The 18,299-nt window shown below is 70.7% G+C and carries 10 protein-coding genes; 3 read left to right on the forward strand and 7 right to left on the reverse strand.

Translation table 11 applies throughout. The features are described 5' to 3' along the window. Positions 1-17: 17 nt before the first annotated feature. From IEZ09_RS28640 to IEZ09_RS28650, 3 genes are all read left to right on the forward strand, one after another. Positions 18-356 carry a hypothetical protein gene (locus IEZ09_RS28640; RefSeq protein ID WP_189256889.1) on the forward strand — a complete coding sequence of 113 codons (339 nt, stop codon included), beginning with the start codon at positions 18-20 and terminating at the stop codon, positions 354-356. After that, on the forward strand, positions 353-919 hold the full coding sequence (locus IEZ09_RS28645; protein ID WP_189256890.1) for a hypothetical protein: 567 nt from the start codon (positions 353-355) through the stop codon (positions 917-919). The genes IEZ09_RS28640 and IEZ09_RS28645 overlap by 4 nt, the downstream gene beginning before the upstream one ends. Positions 920-1,093: 174 nt before the next feature. Next, positions 1,094-3,328: an exo-beta-d-1,3/1,6-glucosidase gene (locus IEZ09_RS28650; protein WP_189256891.1), complete on the forward strand. Its 2,235-nt coding sequence runs from the start codon at positions 1,094-1,096 to the stop codon at positions 3,326-3,328. Here IEZ09_RS28650 and IEZ09_RS28655 read toward each other — a convergent pair. From IEZ09_RS28655 to IEZ09_RS28685, 7 genes are read right to left on the reverse strand one after another with little or no spacing between them, the layout of a single operon-like run. Further along, entirely contained in the window at positions 3,306-4,082 is a 777-nt protein-coding gene (locus IEZ09_RS28655; protein WP_189256892.1) for a hypothetical protein, read from the reverse strand. The genes IEZ09_RS28650 and IEZ09_RS28655 overlap by 23 nt on opposite strands. Next, positions 4,079-5,824: a methyltransferase domain-containing protein gene (locus IEZ09_RS28660; RefSeq protein WP_189256893.1), complete on the reverse strand. Its 1,746-nt coding sequence runs from the start codon at positions 5,822-5,824 to the stop codon at positions 4,079-4,081. The genes IEZ09_RS28655 and IEZ09_RS28660 overlap by 4 nt, the downstream gene beginning before the upstream one ends. Next, positions 5,821-6,948, reverse strand: a complete 1,128-nt coding sequence (locus IEZ09_RS28665) for a glycosyltransferase (RefSeq protein WP_189256894.1) — start codon at positions 6,946-6,948, stop codon at positions 5,821-5,823. The genes IEZ09_RS28660 and IEZ09_RS28665 overlap by 4 nt, the downstream gene beginning before the upstream one ends. After that, positions 6,945-7,724 carry an alpha/beta fold hydrolase gene (locus tag IEZ09_RS28670; RefSeq protein ID WP_189256895.1) on the reverse strand — a complete coding sequence of 260 codons (780 nt, stop codon included), beginning with the start codon at positions 7,722-7,724 and terminating at the stop codon, positions 6,945-6,947. The genes IEZ09_RS28665 and IEZ09_RS28670 overlap by 4 nt, the downstream gene beginning before the upstream one ends. After that, entirely contained in the window at positions 7,717-7,977 is a 261-nt protein-coding gene (locus tag IEZ09_RS28675; RefSeq protein ID WP_189256896.1) for an acyl carrier protein, read from the reverse strand. Before IEZ09_RS28675 ends, IEZ09_RS28670 begins: the two co-directional genes overlap by 8 nt. Next, on the reverse strand, positions 7,977-11,642 hold the full coding sequence (locus IEZ09_RS28680; RefSeq protein ID WP_189256897.1) for a beta-ketoacyl synthase N-terminal-like domain-containing protein: 3,666 nt from the start codon (positions 11,640-11,642) through the stop codon (positions 7,977-7,979). Before IEZ09_RS28680 ends, IEZ09_RS28675 begins: the two co-directional genes overlap by 1 nt. After that, a complete protein-coding gene (locus IEZ09_RS28685; RefSeq protein ID WP_189256898.1) occupies positions 11,630-18,136 on the reverse strand; it encodes a type I polyketide synthase in 6,507 nt (2,168 codons plus the stop codon). Before IEZ09_RS28685 ends, IEZ09_RS28680 begins: the two co-directional genes overlap by 13 nt. Positions 18,137-18,299 lie beyond the last annotated feature (163 nt).

Genomic DNA, 18,299 nt, shown 5'->3' on the forward strand with positions numbered 1-18,299 from the left:
CGAACCTGGAGGTGCCCATGTACCGCGCCGGCCTGATCGTCCTCGGTCTGCTCTCCGTCGCAGACCTGCTGCTCCCGCTGCTCACCGACGGCGAAACCCCGCCGATGGCGGTCGCCCTCGTCGCCGCCGCACTCGGCCTCGCGAGCCTGATCCTCGTGGTCTCCGCCTGGCGAGGCGCGCGCAAGGCGGTCCTCCCGCTGATCGTCCTCCGCGCCCTCTCGGCGGTCGGCGCCCTGCCCGCGTTCTTCGAGCCCGACGTCCCCGCACCGGCGATCGCCGCAGCCGCCGCCGTCGTGCTGCTGACCGCCGTGGGCGCGATTCTCGTGCTCAAGGGCCGCACGGCGGTGGCCCGGTGAAGTGGCTGCTCCCGGTCGGACCCGCGGCGATCGCGGTCCTCCGGCTGATCCTCCCCTACGACACGACCGACGACCCGGCCACGATCCTGCAGAAGGTCGCCGCCGCGCCGGACACGCAGAACTGGGTGGTCTGGCTGGGTTTCGTCGCGATGCTGACCCTGGCCCCCGCGGTGATCTGGATCGCGAACGTCACCCGTGAGCAGGCACCGAAACTCACGACGGCGGCCGTCGTCCTGCTGGTCCCCGCCTACCTGTCGATCGGCCTGCTCGTGGCCGAGGACGCCGCCGCACTGGGCGGTGACACGATCGCGCACCCCGCCCTCACCTCCGCCACCGCGGTCTTCGTGGCAGGTCACGTGATCGGCACGGTGCTGCTGGGCGCCGCGATGTGGCAGGCGGGCCTCCCCCGCTGGGCCGCGATGGCCACGGCGGTCTCCCAGCCGTTGCACTTCATCGCGGCCGTCGTCATCACCAGTCACGAGCTCGACTTCGCGGCGTGGGGCCTGAACGCCGCCGGGTTCGCGGCACTGGCGATCACCGCACGACAACGGGTCCACGTCTGACGGAATTTCGCCGGCTGCCCGGAAGGGCAGCCGGTTTGTCGTGTTCGGCGCGACTCAACCGATTCGTTCGTACCGGAATCCGGGAAACCGGTTTCGCGCGGAACCGGTTTCGGCTAGACATTGTGAGAGCGCTCCCACAGACGCTGCCGCCGCACGAGCCCTCCCGGAGACCACATGGATCGCGACGACGTGCCCTACCTCGACGCCACGCTGCCCACCGCGACGCGGGTCGCCGACCTCCTCGGCCGCATGACCCTGCCGGAGAAGGTCGGGCAGATGATGCAGCTGGACTCGAGGGAGGACCTGGACGACCACGTGCTGCGCAAGCACGTCGGCTCGATCCTGCACACCTCGCCGGAGCGGGTGCTGCGCGCGCACGACCTCACCGCGCGGACGCGGCTGCGGGTGCCGCTGCTCATCGCCGAGGACTGCATCCACGGTCACTCGTTCCACGAAGGCGCCACGATCTTCCCCACCCAGCTCGGCATGGCCGCCACGTGGGACCCCCAGCTCGTCGAGCAGGTCGCGCGGGTGACCGCGATCGAGGCGGCGGCGACGGGCGTGCACTGGACGTTCTCGCCCGTGCTGTGCATCGCACGGGATCTGCGCTGGGGCCGCGTCGACGAGACGTTCGGCGAGGATCCGGTGCTGATCGGTGAGCTCGCCGCGGCCATGGTCAGGGGCTACCAGGGCGACGGCCTCACCGACGAGACCGCGATCCTCGCGACCGCCAAGCACTTCGCCGGCTACTCGGAGACACAGGGCGGCCGGGACGCGAGCGAGGCCGACCTGTCGCGGCGCAAGCTGCGGTCGTGGTTCCTGCCGCCGTTCGAACGGGTCGCGAAGGAGGGCTGCGCGACGTTCATGCTCGGCTACCAGACCACCGACGGCGTGCCGATCACGGTGAACTCGTGGCTGCTGGACGAGGTGCTGCGCGGCGAGTGGGGCTATCAGGGCACGTTGATCACCGACTGGGACAACGTCGGCCGCATGGTCTGGGAGCAGAAGCTGCAGCCCGACTACGCGCACGCCGCCGCGGCGGCGGTGAAGGCGGGCAACGACATGATCATGACGACGCCGCAGTTCTTCGAGGGCGCGCTGCAGGCCGTCGAGGAGGGCCTGCTCGACGAGAAGGACCTCGACCAGGCGGTCAGCCGGATCCTGACCCTCAAGTTCGACCTGGGCCTGTTCGAGAACCCGCGCAGGCCCGACCCCGAGCGCCAGCGGATCGTGATCAACCACGAGGACCACGCGGCGTTGAACCTCCAGGTCGCGCGCCGGTCACTGGTGCTGCTGCGCAACGACGGCGTGCTGCCGCTCCGCCAGGGCAGGATCGCCGTCGTCGGTCCTCTCGCCGACGACGCGCAGACCCAGCTCGGCGACTGGGCGGGCTCGTCCGGCCAGGCCGACTGGCTGCCCGACGGCCAGCCGCGCCACATGATCACCACGGTCCTGGACGGCCTGCGCGAGCTCTCCTCGCAGGAGGTCACGTACGCACGCGGTGCCGACATCCTGACGCTCGAACCGGACCCCGAGGGCGAGACGTTCCCGGACGGCCAGCCGCGTCCGCGCATCGTCCAGCCCTGCCCGCCGGACGCCGCGCTGATCGCGGAGGCCGTCGCCGCAGCTCAGGCCGCCGACTACGTGGTGGCCGTCGTCGGTGACCGCGTCGAACTCGTCGGCGAGGGCCGGTCCACCGCCACGCTCGACCTGATCGGCGGCCAGATCGCGCTGCTCGACGCGCTCGCCGGGACCGGCAAGCCGATGATCGTCGTGCTGCTCGCGTCCAAGCCGCTGGTGCTGCCGGAGTCGGCCCGCAACGCCGCCGCGCTGCTGTGGGTCGCGAACCCCGGCATGCAGGGCGGTCGCGCGATCGCCGAGCTGCTGCACGGCCTGATCGAGCCCAGCGGCCGCCTGCCGATCTCGTTCGCGAGGCACGCGGGGCAGCAGCCGACCTACTACAACCAGATCCGCGGCCAGCACGGCTCCCGCTACGCCGACCTCACGCAGGAGCCGGCGTTCGCGTTCGGCGAGGGCCTGTCGTACACGACCGTCGAGTACGGCGACCTGCACGTGGAGACGGCGGTGCTGCGGCCGGACGAGACCGTGCGGGCCTCGATCACCCTGACCAACACCGGCACCCGGCCCGCGCGCGAGACCGTGCAGGTCTACGTGAGCGACGCCGTCACGTCGGTCAGCTGGGCGGACAAGGAGCTCAAGACGTTCAGGCAAGTCGACCTGGAGCCCGGCGAGTCCGCGAAGGTCTCGTTGGAGCTGCCGGTGGCGGCCTGCACGATCGTCGACCAGCACGGCTGCCGCGTGGTCGAGCCCGGCGAGTTCGTCCTGCTGGTGGGCCCGAACTCGAAGGACCTCCGCCGGGCCGAGTTCACCGTAAAGCCTCAGTTCTGAAGCGAGCAGGGGTGATCGTGAGGTAGCGGGGAGGAATCTCCGCCGCCTTCGTGATCGCCTTCTTCACCGCGGGGACCAGGTCCGCGTCGACCAGCGCGACAGCGGGCCTGCCCGGCGGGTCGACCAGCATGCTCGCACCCCGCGCACCGGCGGCCAGCGCGGCTTTCACCACCGCGTCCTGCACCGGATCCGGATCCTGGGCGTGGTGGTACGCCGTCAACGCCGCGCCGAGGTCTCCGGTGCGCGGGGTGAACGACCGTTCCTCCTGCGGTTTCTCCCTCCGCACCCGCGTGTCGACGACCAGCAATCGCTGCCCCGGCAGATCCAGCTGGGCTGCTTCCGGCTCCTCGTGAGCGTTTCCCGCCAGATCACGCAACGCCAGCCCGACCGCCGTTCGCAACGCCTCTCCTGCGGACAGGCCGCTGCCCTGCGGCAGGTCGACGCTGCACATCAGGGTGGCACCACCGGGGAAGGCGGCCAGCGGGGCTGCCCAGGCCGGGACGTCGGTGGAGGGCAGCAGGGCGCGTTCGGTCGGGCGGTTCACCGACACCAGTTCGAGTTTGCCGTCGTCGCGGCGGTCTCCCGCCACGATCGCACCCCATTTGGCGTGCACCTTCACCGCGCCACCGAGCAGGTTCAGCACGCCCGGCGCGTACCAGACACCTTCCGCAGGACGGCCGAACGTGCGCCGGAACGCGTGCGGCACCAGCCTGAGCTCCGGCGCGATCTCCGGCCGGTCCGCGATGTCGATCATGACTTCTGCACCGATTTCTGGGCCAGCAGGCGGTAGGCGTTGCCGCGATCGCTGCGGTGAGCGAGGAACCGGTTCACCGTCTGGTCCAACGCCATCGCGACGAAGAACGCCGGAATCCCCAGCGACCACACCAGGAAGCTGCGAGTCCGGCGCAACCGCACCCGCTCCGGACGCCACGGAGCGGGCGTGCGGGGTGCGATGTTGCCGAGGAACAGCAGCAACGCCAGCGTGAAGTCGTTGCACAGGTGGGCTTTCGAGCGTTCCTTGGCCACTGTGGTCAGTCCGCGGTCGGCGAGCGCGTGTTCCAGGTTGTCGATCGGCATCATGTGCTGGTGCTGCGGCTGGAACCACGGCATCCAGTACTGCCCGAACAACCGTCCGAGCCGCCACTCCGGGTCCGGCAGCTCGATCAGCAGGTAGCCGCCCTCGGGCAGCACGTCCGCGGCGATGTCGAGCTCCTCCCACGGGTCGCGCACGTGCTCCAGGTAGTGGTGCATGCTGATCACGTCGTAGCGGCCCTTGAGCTCGCCGGCGAACTCCTTGAAGCTGCCCCGGTAGGCCTGCTCGATCCGGCCGAGTCGCGCCGCGTCCTCGATGGCAGCGCCCTGGTCCAGCCCGTCGAACACGGTCGCCGGCAGCACTTCCTTGGCTCCCAGGCAGAAGTGCGCGTGCCCGGACCCGACGTCGAGCCACCGCTGCGGCTTCGTGAACGGCTCGACCATGCGCGCCCGGCCGTAGTACGGATCGGTCTTGCCGGAGAACACCGCTTCCGCCGACGTCTCGCCGAGGCCGTCGTAGAAGTCGCGGTAGTAGAAGCCCAGGCCTTCCTCGGTCAGCCGCGGGTTCTGCCACACGTGTCCACATCGGACACACCGGTCCATCGTGAACTTGCCGGGCTTGCGCTGCACCAGGTCCGTGGCCGTGACCCACCGACGCAGATCGGTGCTGCCGCACGACGGGCAGTTGTCGCGCCGGGCCTCGTGGAAGTTCTTGTCGCGGTTCTGCTTGTACCAGGGCGTGGCCTGCCTGAGGTGCTCGGCCTGACGCTTCTCGGCGGTGGACTTCTTGCCACCGGCCGTCTTCACCCACAGGTACGGGGTGCGCAGGATGCGCGGCACCCACAGATCACGTGGCTTCAAGGGCGTTCCGGCGAACACCAGGATCGGGTGCGCCCAGTACGCGGCCAGCGCGACGAGCCCCCACGGCCAGGCCGTGACCACTGCCCCGACGACCGCCGCGTAGCCGATGACCGAGCCCGCGATCCACAGCGACGGCCGCTTCCCGAGCTGCCTGAGCGTCGCCGCGCGGTAGCCGAGGTCGTACGGCCCTGCCTTCAGCCCCGGCGCCACCGCGATGTCGACCCGCGCCCGCACGTGGTCCTTGACCCTGCGCACGTAGGCGACGAACTCGGTCGGATCGTCCGGGTTGATCTTCTCGACGTACGGCTCGCGCACCAGCACGGCCTGCGCGGCGCTGATCCCCCGCGCCCACTGGTCATCGCGGTACTTCGCCGGGTCGACCGACCCGAGCAGGTCCAGCGCGGCCACCGTCGGCAGGTCGGGCGGCACGAGGTCCACCAGGTCCGCGTCGGTTTCCCACGAGCCCTCGGGATGGACGCCGGTGGCGGTGAGGAGCGAGTGCTCACCCGCACCCTTGGCGAGCACTCGCAGCTTGGACGCGCGGGACCGCAGGCGCAGCACGTCCAGCAGGACGACCAGCACCACCAACACGCTGAAGATCACCCGGCCACCACCTTCTCCAGTCGGTCGGCCGCGGCCGCTGCGCCGCCTGCCGCCAAGAACGACTCGCGCACCAGCTCCGCGGCGGCCGCGTACTCCGGCTCGTCCAGCACGGATTCCAGTGCACTGCGAATTTCCGCGGCCCGCGCCCGCGAGTAGGTGAGCCGCACGCCCGCGCCGGCCGCGACGACCTGGGCGGCGACGGTCGGCTGATCGTCCCGGATCGGTGCCACGACCAGCGGTAATCCGTGGGCCAGTGCCTCGCACACCGTGTTGTGGCCGCCGTGGGTGACGACCGCGTCGAGGTGCGGCATCAACGCGAGTTGGGGCACGGACGGGAGCACGAGGACGTTCGGGGGTGCCGGGCGCGGCTCGGCGACCATGATCACCTGGACGTCCAGGTCCGCCACCGCCTCCAGGGTCTGGCCGAGGAAGCGCTCGCCCGCAGGGCCGTTCAACGTCCCCAGCGACACCAGAACCCGACGTTGTCCGGTGAGTCGCCGCCACGGGAAGTCAGTTCGTTCCACCCGGTGCGTGAGCGCGGGCCCGACGAAGGCCACTTCCTCGCCGAACTCCTGCCCCACCAGCGCGGCAGAGCTGTAGACCAGCACCAGCAGGTCCGAGAACCTGATGTCCCCACCCGCGAAGTCGTGCAGCAGGTCCCGCACCCAGGCATCGACCTTGGGCATCGTCCTCAGTGGATTGACCAGCTCGGCCGACGTGCTGGCCGACGTCACCCACGGCAGACCCGCGTGCCCCGCCACCACCGGCCCTGCCAGCGCCTGCTGATCAGCGATGATCACGTCCGGTGCGAACAGCCGGACCGCGTCCGCGACTCCCGGGACCATCGCGTGCCCGAGCGGGATGAGGAACTCCTCCCAGAAGAACTTGAGCACGGCCATCCCGCGCAACGCGAGCCACCGCTCCCGCTTGGCCCGGATGTCCGCTTCCAGCACGTCGTCGATCGCGGGAAACACGACCGCGTTGTCCGGCAGCAACGGCCGGAGCGTGCCCGGATGCCCGACCCACGCCACGTCGTGCCCGCGCGCCAGCAGCTCGCCGCCCACGGAGGCGGTCGGGTTGACGTGGCCGGTCAGCGGCGGCACCACGAACAGGAACCTGCTCATGACGGCAACCAGTCCAGCAGCACGTCGAGCAGCTCGGCGGTGGCTTCGCGCAACACCGTGTGCCCCAGCCCGGACACGAGGTGCAGCCGGCACGACGGGATCCGCTCCCGCAGTTCCGCCGCCGCGCCGACCAGTTCGGACTCGGCACCGAACACGCCCAGCACCGGGCATCGCACCTGCGTCAGGTCGAGCTTCGCGCCGGAGCCCAGGTCGTCGATCAACGTGGTGCCGTTGAGCAACGCGTTGGCGTTCACGGCGAGACGCGCGATCTTGCGCTGGCCGAGCGCCATCAGCTGGTCCTGCGTCCGGTCGAACTCCAGGCCCAGAGCGGCGACCGTCAGCGTGTTGGTGATGTCCTCGAACCACGCGTCGCCGACCACTCCCCCGCACGCCGACTCGACGAGCGCGACGCCGCCGACCCGCTCGGGAGACTGGACGGCCGCGTGCATCGCGACCACCCCGCCGTAGCTGTTGCCCACCAGGTAAACCGGTTCGGTCACGCCGATCTCGTCGAGCACGGCGACGAGGTCGAGCGCGCTCTCCTCCGGCGTGTACCCGGAGGGTGGACGTTCGGACAGGCCGTGTCCGCGCAGGTCGAACAGCACGGTGCCGAAGCCGCGGGACGCGAGCGGCGCGGCGAGCGTGTAGTAGAAGCTGGACAGGTTGTCCATCACCAGGCCGTGCACGAACACCACGGTCGGCGCGTCCTGCCTGTCTTCTGGCGGCCCGAGCCGCTGCACGTGGAAGCGCAGCCCTCGGGCGTGAACGTCAGACACGAGCCGTGATGTGGTCGACCAGACGGCCCACGGACATCGCCATGATCTCGTCGATGTCCATGTCCGCCAGGAACGCCACGAGGTCGACGCCGTAGTGGGCGTTGAGCTTGTCCGCCAGCGCGACGAACTCGATCGACTCCAGGCCGAGGTCGTCGCTGAACGTGGTGTCCCTGGTGATCTCCACGCCCAGCAGGAAGTCAGGCCCGACCACCTCGGTGATCATCTTGGCGACCTGCTGCAGCACCTCGTCCATCACTTCTCCGTTCGCACGCGCGCGGCGGCTTTTCCTCGTTCCGCGACAACTTCGACCTGCGGCACCGAAAACGCGCCGCGCACTTCCAGCTCCGCGGTCACCGTCAGTTCCGCCGGATAGATCGGCCCGGCGCCGCGATCCCACAGCAACGCGCGGACGGCGTCCTTCACCGCGATCACGCGCAGCAGCCAGTCCCGCTGGGCGGGCACGTCCAGGCCGCCGTAGTGCTGTCTCTCGGCGGAGTTCAGGTAGCGCCGCATGATCAGGTCGCGGGTCGCGCTGTCGGACCAGTTCTCCCGCACGGTGAGCCACTCACCGTCCCGTGTGGACAGCATCTCGGTGCCGGGACGCAGTTTCACCTGCCAGATCCGGTCGTCCGTGGTGAAGCGGCGGGTGGTCCAGCCGGTGATCCGGCACCACAGCTCACCGTGCACGGTCAGCTCGGCGTCGGCGACCATCTCCTGGGCGGTCACCGAGCGGATCCAGGCCGTGCATTGGACATCATCAACAGGCGTTGGTCCGTGGAACGACACCTGGTCGATGCCGGTGGGCAGCACCGTCTGGTCGACGGTGTGGGTGACCTGCATCCAGTGCCCGATCAGCTGCCCCGCGCTGTCCAGCAACGCACCGTGCGCGGGCAGCGGTGTGAGCACACCGGCGATGCCGTTGTCCGCCAGGCAGTCGATCTTCGTGACGCCCGCGAACGCCGGTCCGTGGAACATCCAGTTGTCCCGGTACAGCTCCGCCGCGGTGACCGGCGCTTCGCGGACGCCCCGCAGGTCCTCGCCGACCGGCTGCGCGGCCACCGGTGCCATCAGCACGACACCCTCCGCGTAGTCGCCGACCTTCACGACGACGCGGTTCGGGCCGTCCGCGCGGGCGGAGATCTTCACGGTCGTCGACGGGAGCGCTGTCAGCCACCGCTTGGCCCTGACCTGCGTGAACCCGTGGACGGTGCCGCCGGTGAGCCTACGGGCGGCGTCCGCGAAGACCTCCAGCAGGCCGGTCGCGGGCACGATCGGGAAGCCGTCGGCGAGATCGGGCCAGCCGGGTGCCTGCGGGAACACCGAGTGGTCCACGAGCTCGGGCATGGTGCGCAACGAGAACTCGCGCGTGAACCCGGCCTCGTTCGGTCTCAGGGCGCTGACGACCTCGCGCGCCACGGCGTTGGTGTGGGCGAGCAACGCGTTGACGGCCGCGGACATCGGGCTGTCCTCTGCCACCACCACTGGTTCGGCGCCGAGCGGGTCGACCTTGATCTTCGGGGTTCCGAGCCGCAGCTTGACCTTGTGCGCGGTGCCGCGCTTGAGCCCGAACGCCCACAGCGCTTCCGGTGCGATGTCGGCGTTCACGGCGAGGTGCGGCCGGTCGGACAGCGTGTCGGTGACGAACCCGGTGACGCTGCCCTGTCCGATTTGGACGAACGCGCGGAAGCCCGCTGCGTGCAGGCGCTCCAGCAGCGGCCGGAACCGCACGGGCTCGACGAGGTGCCGCAGCACCAGGTCGCGGACCTCCTCGACGGCCATCGGTTCGAGCGAGTTCGCCGACCACACCGGGATGTCCGACGCGCGGACCGGCAGCTGGTCGAGCATCTCCGCGCCCCGGCCGAGATGCGGGGCGAGCGCCGGGGTGTGGAAGCCGGTGCGGAACGGCATGAGCTGAGCCATGACGCCGTTGGCCCTGAGCCGTTCCAGCACGACTTCGAGCCGGTCGATCGGCCCGCAGATCACCGACTGGTGCGGGCAGTTGTCGTGGCTGATCGTGACACCGTCGATCAGGTGCTGTGCGGCGACGTCGGCGGAGCAGCCGAGTGCGGCGTAGGCGATGTCGACGACAGCGACCGCGCCGGGCCCGAGCGCGTCCACGAACTCGTCGATCGTCGGGTAGATCCCGCCGACGACCATCGCCGTCCACTCGCCCATGCTGTGCCCGGCGAGCGCGCCGGGCGTGATGCCGAGCGCCATCAGTTCGCGGGCCTCGCGCCGGCCGTCCCGCAGCAGCCCCACGGCGTGCTCGACTACCTCGCCGCTGAACTCGCGCTCGAAGCCGGGAAACAGGAACGCGACCTGATCTGTGCTGGTCAGCAGCGGTTCGTGGGCGAACCAGATGTCGTGTCTGCCTGGCCACGCCTTGCCCTGGGCGACCACGCGCTCAGCCAGCTTGAGCTTGCGCTCGTCGGGGTTGCCGATGGCGAGCCGGAACGCGCGGTCGGCGTTCGACGTGCGGCGTTCCCGCAGCGCCCTGGCCAGCTCTTCCGCGGTGTCCGCGGCGAACGTCATGACCGGCTTGCGCGGCTTCACGACGGTGTGGCCGTCGAGCACGGCGTGCGCGTTGATCCCGCCGAACCCGAACGCGTTCACGACGGCGCGGTGCGGGCCGCTCCACTCGCGGGCTTCCCGGACCGGCGTGAACCTGGTGCCCTGCAACGCGCTGTGCGGCTTCTCGACGTGCAGCGTCGGCGGGAGCGTGTTGTGGTGCAACGCCAGCGCGGCCTTGATCAGGCCGGCCATGCCCGCGGCCGGCATCGCGTGGCCGATCATCGACTTGACCGTGCCGATGCCGATCTCGTCGCCCTGGGCACCGAACGCGTTGATCATCGTCTGCAGCTCGGCGGCGTCACCGGCGGGTGTGGCGGTGCCGTGCGCCTCGATCAGCCCGGGCCCGTCCTCGTGGGGATCGAGCCCGGCGTTGGCCCAAGCCCGTTGCACGGCAAGGAGCTGGCCCTCCGGGTTGGGCGTCATCATGCTGGTCGCACGGCCGTCGCTCGCGGTGCCGATGCCGCGGATCACCGCGTACACACGCTCGTCGCCGACGTCCTCCAGCCGTTTCAGCACGACCATGCCGACGCCCTCGGACAGCAGGGTTCCGTCCGCACTCGCGTCGAACGGCCGGATGCGCTCGCTCGGGCTCAACGCCCTGAGCTGGGTGAACACGCTCCACAACGTCGGGTGGTGGCAGACGTGGACGGCGCCGGCGAGCATGGCGTCCGCGCGGCCCTCCTGGAGCTCGCGGACGGCGTGCTCGACGGCGACCAGCCCGGACGCGCAGGCCGCGTCGACGGTGTAGGCGGTGCCCTTGAGGTCGAACCGGTTGGCGATCCGCGACGCCGCGAGGTTCGGCACGAGCCCGATCGACGACTCCGGCTGCTCCGGCCCGAGCTTCTCCCTGATCGCCCGGCGGACCGTGTTCAGGTCCGATCCGGCGAGGTTCGGGAACAGGTCGCGAACCACCGACACGACCTCGTCGGCGAGCCGGACCCGCTGGTCGAGGCGGGCGCAGCCGGGCGTGAGGTAACCGCCGCGCCCGACCACAACGCCAACGCGATCTCTGTCCGGCAGCGCTGATTCGCCGCCGGCGTCCGCGATGGCCTCTGCGGCCGTGGCGAGGGCGAGCAGCTGGTCGGGCTCCGCGCCGTCCACTGTGGACGGCATGATGCCGAACCTGGTCGGGTCGAACTCGGCGAGGTCGTCGACGAACCCGCCCCTGCGGCAGTAGAACCTGTCGTCGGTCGTGCTGTCCTGGTCGTAGTAGGTGGCCGGGTCCCAGCGTCCGGCCGGGATCTGCCCGATGGCGTCGACGCCGGTGACGATGTTGCGCCAGAACGTCGTGGCATCGGGGGCACCGGGGAAGACGGCGCCGATGCCGACGATCGCTATGCCTCCCATCGGTAGACCACCTGGACGTCCGTGCCGTTGGCGATCTCGTTGAGCAACGCGGTCACGCCCTGCTCGGGCTCGATCAGCGGGATGCCGCGGCGCGCGTACTCGCCGGCGAGCCCGACGGCCATGCCCGCACCGGCCCACGGACCCCAGTCGACGGCGATGACCTTGCGGTGCGCACCCCAGAACCTGGCCATCCGGTCGAGGGCGTCGTTCGCCGCCGAGTAGTCGGCCTGGCCGCGGTTGCCGAACACACCGCTGACGCTGCCGAACAGGACGAGGAACCCATCCTGGAACGCCTTGGCTCCGTTGACCTTCGTGGCCCAGACCCGGTCGAACGACTCCTGCGTCTTGTCCGCGATCAGCTTGTCGTCCAGCACGCCCGCGCCGTGGATGACGCCGTCGAGCCTGCCGAACCGGGCCTTGATGTCGTCGACGACCTTCGCCACGGCGTCGGCGTCGGTGACGTCGCATTCGTGGTACCGGACGCTGGATGCCTTGGCGCGCAAGCGTTCCAAGGTCTCGCGGACCTCGCGTTCGGCGAGCACCCTGCGCGCCTTCGCCGGGACGTCCTCGGTCTCGCCCAGCTCGAACAGCGCTTTGACCAGCTCGGGCTCGGTCCTGGCGTGGGTGAGCCGGTGGTCTTCCTGCGTGATCGGGGTGCGGCCGATCAGCTCGACGTGGCAGCCGGTGCGGTCGGCGAGCGCGGTCGCGGCCAGCGCCGTGATGCCGCGGGCACCACCGGTCAGCAGCACCACGCTGTCCGCGTTCAGGTCGAGGGCCGCGGTGCCGAGTTCGGCCGGCACCGCCTCGATGACCTGGCGCCTGCCCGCGTGGTAGCCGACGACGGCAGGCCCAGGGCCGATCTCGGTGAGCAGCGCGGTGGCGATGTCGCGGTGGCTTTCCTTGGTGTTGACGTCGACCGCGCGCACCACGAGGTCCGGGTACTCGAGGGCGGCCGTGCGGATCAGGCCGTGCAGGCCGATGTCCGCGGGCAGCTCGTCCGGGGTGTGATCGAAGCCGAACGTGCCACCGCCCGTGGTGACCACGAGGAGACTCACACCGTTGGTGACGCAGGCTTTGACCTCGCTGAACGCCTCCGGGAGCCGTCCGCCGAGCCGCACCACGACGTCGATGCCGGTCAGGTCGTCCGGAAACGCCGGCTCGATGCGCGGACGGGCGGTGTGGCGTTCGAGGAGGTCGGCGAGTTCGAGGCCGATGCCGTTGTCGTCGACGATCAGAACGGTCTTGCCGGTGAGGTCCGCGGGCTCGGCGGGCTCGCACGGCACGACCTGGGGAACGAGCCGGACGAGCCGGCCACCGCTGACCGGTTCCTGCGGGGTGGCACCGAACCAGCCGACGATCGCCTCGATCGTCTTCAACTGCGCCAGTTCGTCGACCGAACCTGACGCTCCCAGCTCCGCGGCCAGCTCGCCGACGATCTCCGTGCGCTTGATCGAGTCGATCGACAGGTCCGCCTCCAGGTCCAAGCCCGGCTGCAGCATCTCGACCGGGTAGCCCGTGCGGGTGCTGATCGTCCGCAGCACGATCGCCTTGACGTCCTTGGCGGGAGCGCTGACCGGTGCGGCGGAACCGAACCACCCGACGATGCCCTCGATCGTCTTCAGCTGCGCCAGCTCGTCCACCGGGCCTGTCGCGCCCAGCACGGACGCCAGCTCGCCGACGATCTCCGTCCGCTTGATCGAGTCGACCGACAGGTCCGCCTCCAGGTCCAGGCCCGGCTGCAGCATCTCGATCGGATAGCCGGTGCGGTCGCTGATCGTCCGCAGCACGACCGTCGACACGTCCTCCTGCGGCTTGGCCTGCGGTGCCGGTGCCTGTTGGAGCACGGGCAGCGGTGCCGCAGCAGGGGCGGGGGCCGGGGCGGCGGGGGCGGTGCCGAGGTAGCTCAGCAGGACGTCGCGCTGGGCGCTGACCGCGTCCCGCATGCCGTCCAGGAACTTCTCGACGATCTCGTCGCGCCCCAGCCCCGAGCCGGCCCTGCCCGACATGATGCCGACAGCCGGGAGCTCGGTGGCGGGCCGCAGCCCGCCGGGCAGTGCGTCGCCGTTCGCGTCCCGCACGAGACCTCCATCCACGTACCAGCCCGGCCGTTGCGGCACGGCCGTCGCCGGCTCTGCCCTGTCCTCGAACAGCGGTGCGGCGTCGACCTCGACACCGGCGACCGCGAGTTCCGCGAGCGTGCGCAGGAACGTCACGTGGTCGTCGCAGCGCAACGCCCGGTGCGGCCGGTCGCCGAGGGTCTTGCCCACCAACGACGTCAGCACACCGCCCGGCCCGGCCTCGACGAAGATCCGCGCGCCCGCCGCGTACATCGACTCGATCTGGTCCACGAACCGGACCCGGCCCGCGAGCTGCGCGGACAGTCCTTCACGCACGTCGGTGTGGGGTGCTGCGGTGACGTTCGACCAGACCGGGAAAGCCGTCTCACCGATGGACATGGCCGCGAGCCGAGCCGCGAACCTGTCGCGCGCACCGGCCATCAGCGGGCTGTGGAACGCGGCGGCGACCGGGATGTTCTTCACGCTCAGACCGGCGGTGCGGAGCACCTCGACGGCGTTCTCGACGGCGGCGGTCGGCCCGGAGATCACGACCTGGTCGGGCGCGTTGTGGTTGGCCACCACGACATCCGGCGGCAGCAGCGCCTCGACGTCGGCCGGCGGCGCGGACACCGCGGCCATCGTGCCGGGGTCCTCGCCGGCCGCGTCCAGCATCGCCTCGGCACGGGCGGAGCTCAGCGCCAGCAGGTCGGCGGGCTCGAACACTCCCGCGACCGCCAGCGCGACCAGTTCGCCGTAGCTGTGGCCACCGGCCAGATCCGGCCGCACGCCAACGGATTCCAGCAGCGCGGTGACCATCAGGCCCGCGATGCCGAGCGTCGGCTGGGCCATCCGGGTGTCGGTGATCTCCGCGCGTTGCCTCGCGACGTCCTCGGCCGTCAGCGCGACCGGCGGGTACATCACCCGCTCGTACCGGGCGTCCACGAACTCCTGCAGCCGCGGGAAGGCCGTGACGAGGTCGAGCAACATGCCCGGACGCTGGCTGCCCTGTCCCGGGTACAGGAACGCGATCTTCGGCCGCTCTCCGTCACGCAACCGCACCACGTCAGACGCGCGCCACGCCTCGACGTCCGCGAGCGCCTTGCGCAGGCTCTCGTGATCACTGACGACGAACGCGGCCTGGATCGTCCCCTCGCCACATGCCGCGGCCAGCGCGCGCAGCGGCGTGCGTTCGTCGACCAGCGCCTTGAGCCGAACCGCTTCCCGTTGCGCGGCGGCCTGATCGTCACCGCGGATCAGGAACAGCTCGGCGGGCCACGCGGTGAGGCCGTGGCGCGGTTCGTCGGCACCGGCGTACCCGGCGACGACGGTGTGGAAGTTGGTGCCGCCGAAGCCGAACGCGCTCACGCCCGCGACGCGCTGCTCGGCAGGCGTCGCCCAGGTGCGGTGGCCGAACGCGAACGGGCTCGTCCGCGCGTCCCAGAAGGCGTTGGGCTGCTTGACGTGCAACGTGCCTGGCCGCAGTCCGGTGTGCACGGCCAGCGCCGCCTTGATCACGCCCGCGAGGCCAGCCGCGCACTTGGTGTGCCCGATCTGCGACTTGACCGAGCCGATCGTGCAGGTGCCGGGTTCGACACCGGAGAACATCTCGGTCAGCGACGCCAGCTCGGTCCGGTCGCCCACGACGGTTCCGGTGCCGTGCGCCTCGACCAGGCCGACGGACGTGACCGGCAGTCCCGCCGACGCGTAGGCCCTGCGCAGCGCTCGTTGTTGGCCTTCCGGACGCGGCGCCGTGAGGCCCATCGACCGGCCGTCACTGGACGCGCCGATGCCCTTGATCACCGCGTAGACCCGGTCGCCGTCCCGTTCGGCGTCGGCGAGCCGCTTCAACACCAGGCACGCCACACCCTCGCCGAGCGCGATGCCGTCCGCCGCGGAGTCGAACGTGGCACAACGTCCCTTGGCGGACAACGCCTTCACCGAGGCGAACATCTGGTAGTCGTGCGCGCTGTTGTGCAGGTCGACCGCGCCGCACAGCACCATGTCGCTGGTGCCGCCGACGAGTTCCTTGCACGCCACGTCGAGCGCGGCGAGGCTGGACGCGCAGGCCGCGTCGACGGTGTAGTTCGCGCCGCCGAGGTCGAGCCGGTTGGCCACGCGGCCGGAGATCACGTTGCCGAGCACGCCGGGGAACGAGTCCTCGGTGAGCGCGGGCAGGTGGTCGTCGAGACCGCGGATTCCCAGGGCGGGCAACGCGGTGCGGACGGTGTAGGCGTTCGCGAGGTCGGCACCGGCCTCGGCACCGAAGATCACCGACGTGCGCTCGCGGTCGAACACCCGAGTGGCGTACCCGGCGTCCTTCAGCGCGCGGGCCGACACCTCCAGCGCCAGCAGCTGCGCGGGTTCGATCGAGGTCAGCGATGCGGGCGGGATGCCGTACGCGAGCGGGTCGAACGCCGTGCGCGGGATGAAGCCGCCCCACTTGAACGGGCTGTCGTAGCGTTCCGGTGACCAGCGGTCCGGCGGGATCTCGGTGACGGAGTCCGTGCCGTTGAGGATGTTCGCCCAGAACTCGGCCACGTCCCGCGCGCCCGGCATGATCGCGGCCATGCCGACGATGGCGACGTCCAGCGGCTCCCGCTCGACGGTGTCCTCGCCGGACTCGGGCAGCATGCCGGAGACGATGTCCTCGTGCAGCCGGGCGATCGTGGTCCGCTCGGACCGCAGCGTCGCGACCTGGCCGATCATGAACATGCCTTCGCGGCGCTGCTCCTCCTCGCCGACCTCCCTGAGGCCGTCGGCTGCGCGGACGAGACCTCGGCTCGCGAGCCGGAGCCGTCCCAGGTTGAGCTGTTCGAGCTGCTCCCAGCTCTCCTGCTTCGGCAGGCCGGCGAGCTCGGCCCTCTTCTGCTCGAAGGTGTCCACATAGGACGTCTGCGCGCAGCGGACCGCGTGGCCCGGTGAGGTCTCCAGCAGGGCGGTGTCCTCGCACTCCAGGGCGACCTGCTGGAACACCGGCTGGATCGCGCCGTGCGTGACGGCTTCCTCGGTGAACAGGTAGGCCGTGCCGACGAGAACGCCGATGGCCGCGCCACGGGCCGCGAGCGGGGCGGTCAGCGCGGAGATCATCGCCGCCGACCGCGCGTTGTGGATGCCGCCCGCGAAGAGCGCCGTGACGTCCTTCTCGCGGCCGCGCAGCACGTCGATCTGCTGCTGCCACAGGGTGAAGCTGGTTCGAGGGCCCGTGTGACCGCCACACTCCGAGCCCTCGAAGACGAACTTGCGCGCGCCCTCGTCGAGGAAGCGGCGCAGCAATGCGGGTGACGGCACGTGCAGGAACGCCTCGATGCCCGCGTCCTCCAGCTCGCGCGCCTGCGCGGGCGTGCCGCCGGCGACGATCGCGTACTTCGGCCGCACCGCCAGCACGGCCTCCAGCTGCCGCGCCCGCAGCTCCGGCGGCGCGAACCCGAGCAGCCCGACACCCCAGGGCCGCCCGCCGAGCTTCTCCGCCGTGGCTTCGAGGAGCTCGCGGACCGCGGGCCCCTCCATCAACGCGAGCGCGAGGAACGGCAGCGCACCGCCCTCGGCGACGGCCGCGGCGAACGCGGGCTGGTCGCTCACCCGCGTCATCGGCCCCTGCGCGATCGGGTAGCGCAGTCCCGGCACGCGGTCGCAGAACGGCCCTCCGGCCCGGATCGAACGGTGCTCACCCGCCAGCGCGACATTGTCTCGAATGGCCCGCCGAATCGCGCCGACGACACCTCCAACGGTCCCAAACGAGACGCGATTGAATTCCGCGAACGCGCCTTCCTGACCAATTTCGAGCGTGTTCTGACGAACATGCACACGCACGCCGTCGTTCACGACCGTGTCGGCCCCGTCCATCGCGCGGACGACGTTCACAATTTCACCGGAAATGTGTTTTCGCGCCTCCGCGACCAGTGTGAGCTGGCCTTCCAGCACCACTCCGCGAGCCCCGCCCGCGATCGCCGCGGCGGCCGTGTCGGGCCCGATCGACCCGGCCACCCAGACCGGCAGATCGGTGAGCGCGAGCACCTGCTGGAGCAACACGAACGCGGGCGAACCACCCACCCTGCCGCCCGCCTCTGCCCCCTTGGCGATCAACCCGGTGGCGCCGAACTCGATCGCTTCGACGGCTTCGGCGACGGAGGTGACCACCGCGAGGATCCGGCGTTCACCCAGCTCAGCCAGGTTCGGGACATGGCGTGTCAGATCATTTTGGCGGAGATCGACCACGACCGTGTCGACGGCATCGGGCAGAGGCACGCTCAGCGGCCCGTGCAGCCGCACCGCGAACGGGCCGCCGTGTCGCTCGACGACGCGCTCAAGATCACGGGCGGCATGGGCCCCGAGATCGAGCACGCCGAGTCCACCGGCTCGTTCAGCCGCGACCACGAGGGCCGGGTTCGGGGTGCCGAACGGACTCAGGCACAGCACCCGTTCTCGATCCGACAGCATGTCCACTGCGCTCGCTTCCTCACCGTGCAGGGGTGGGGAGAAAGGAATTCAGTTCGCTACCTACTGGCCAGTACGTTAGTGGGCTCACCGTACGCACAAACCACGGGTGCCGTCGAGAGGGGTGATGAAACTTTCTCATGTGCGTAACCTGACGAATGACCCC

Origin of the sequence: Lentzea flava, assembly GCF_014648475.1 — a bacterium.
Classification (GTDB): Bacteria; Actinomycetota; Actinomycetes; order Mycobacteriales; family Pseudonocardiaceae; genus Lentzea; species Lentzea flava.